Here is a 1,971-nt window from a genome sequence, read left to right as displayed (position 1 = left end):
TGACATGCCCTCGCCCGCCTCTTATGGTCCCGATTATACCCCAAAAATGGCGGCAGCCATAGCGTCTTGCACCGCGTCCATTTCTCGCCTCGATGCCCGAATTTCCGTCAGTTCCGTCGCCTCGGCCTGGAACCGGCGGGCAAGTTGGTCGGGCTATGCGCGGGCACTGCAACTGCAATCCGCCGAGGTCGACGAGATCGACGCTTTTTCCTGGGGCTGCGGGCTCCAGATCCCCGGCCGGCCGCTGCGCTCGACCACCCTCGACCTGTTCGACCGCTTCGATGCGTGGGCCGCGGCCCTCGCCGATCCCGACCCGCTCGCCTGGCGCGATGCGCTGCCCACCGCCATCGGCGCGCCGGCGGGTGCCACGCAGCACCCTGCCCTCGTCCGCGCACTCGACCAGGTCCGCCAGCACGCGCTGGCGGATGGCGGCATCCTGCCCTGGCTCGGCCTGCCGTTCGCGCTGCGCGATGGCGGCCTCTCCGCGAGCGCCCTCCCCTGCCTCGCCGGCGGCGCCAAGGCGTTCCGGCTGAAGCGGAAACCCGACACCGATGATTGGCTGGCGGCGTTGCGGGCGCTCGAACGATCGGCGCGCGAGGGTCTGGAACGGCTTCACGAGCTGGAGAAATACCATCGCAACGCCCAGCGCGCGATCGTCGACGCGTTCCGTCCGGGCGCCCTCCCCCGGCTGCTCGCGCTCACGCATCATCGCCCGCTGCTATCGCCCCAGGGGGTTGCCGATGCGCTGGCCCTCAGCGTCGCCGGCGCGAGCAAGCTGCTGGAGCGGGCCGTCGCTGCGGATCTTCTGGTCGAGATTACCCAGCGGCGCAGCTGGCGGCTGTTTCTGCCACCAGACCTTGCGGTCGAATTCGGCTATGCAGCCTCCAAGCGTGGCCGTCCGGCGAAGGAGCCCCCTCCCCTACCCGCGAGCCGGAATCTCGCCGTGGCTTTCGATGCATTTGATGAGGAAATGGCCGCCATCGACAAGCTGCTTACAAGCGCGCGCGGAACAAAGCTTTCGTCGCCATGACAGGTGCTGCGAATCAAACGCGAATTTGCGGTGGGAGCAAGTGGCGTTCAGAATCATGTGCGCCCTGATTTTGATCACAAACTTGTGGCAATTGACCCAAAATGCGCCCCAGCCAGAAGCCCGTACAGAGCGATTTGACGCTATTCATGAGTAAGGGATGTCAGAACGCCCAGAAGCGCCTGGTGAGGCCCTGGCGGCGTTTCAGGGCTATTTCTCGGTTTGTTCCGATTTTGAGGGACATGCTGGATATAAAGCACCCTGACTTCGGCGGTATGTACCCTACATCTCACAAGCTGATCGAACGAGGTGATTTCACGCGAGTGCTGCACCAGCAGAACGTGTGACCATAAGCGCCGCGAGGTTGATCGCTGTGGAAAGCTAGATACCGTTTGGATGCCCGTCCGATGGCAGACGCTCAGCATCAAGGTAGATCCAAGCTTCCAACAGGCCCTCGAGAGTTTGGACTTCGATCTGCGCTCGCCGATATTCGACTCCTTCGAAGGCGTCGAGGGGGACCCAGTGATGAGGCAGGTCAGGCGACAGGAAGAGGTGAACCGGGATCTCGTCCGCCATCGTCCGCGGGGATCAAGCCCGGGTAGCCAAGATGATGGGATCAGCTTCGGGTGCGCATTGTCGAATGTTGTCTCGCTGATTGATCGGGAGGCGAGTGATGCACGGTTCGGCAGCGGATGTTGAATGCCATCCTCTGGATGCTCTATGCTCGTGCGACATCGGGCACTGGGCCTTGCCATTGTGTTCGGTGCTTGCCGATGGCCTTCCCTGCCCCTTCAATCTTTTCATAAAAGGGAGAAGCGCCGCAGGCGCCGTTAATTCCTTTAGAAATAAAGATAGAAAGTTAGGCTGTGGATGCGCCGGCCGCGACTCATGGATTCATCACGAGTCGGGGAATTCAGCGCGTTCCCGTAATACCGTCCGACCGT

Annotated in this window: 2 protein-coding genes; one reads left to right on the top strand and one right to left on the bottom strand. The window is 62.5% G+C overall.

Annotation, left to right across the window (positions count from 1 at the left end):
* Window positions 1-4: 4 nt before the first annotated feature.
* The gene (locus CHB74_RS21370; RefSeq protein WP_245843153.1) at window positions 5-1,030 is read left to right on the top strand and encodes a hypothetical protein; all 1,026 of its coding nucleotides are present in this window, start codon (window positions 5-7) and stop codon (window positions 1,028-1,030) included.
* A gap of 378 nt (window positions 1,031-1,408) precedes the next feature.
* On the opposite strand, the gene CHB74_RS22325 is transcribed toward CHB74_RS21370, so the two are convergent.
* The gene (locus CHB74_RS22325) at window positions 1,409-1,603 is read right to left on the bottom strand and encodes a hypothetical protein (protein ID WP_218821486.1); all 195 of its coding nucleotides are present in this window, start codon (window positions 1,601-1,603) and stop codon (window positions 1,409-1,411) included.
* Window positions 1,604-1,971: the final 368 nt, after the last annotated feature.

The organism is Edaphosphingomonas laterariae (assembly GCF_900188165.1).
GTDB classification, from domain to species: Bacteria; Pseudomonadota; Alphaproteobacteria; order Sphingomonadales; family Sphingomonadaceae; genus Sphingomonas_E; species Sphingomonas_E laterariae.
Note: the sequence above shows the minus strand (reverse complement) of the source record. Positions and strands in the feature narration are given on the sequence as shown.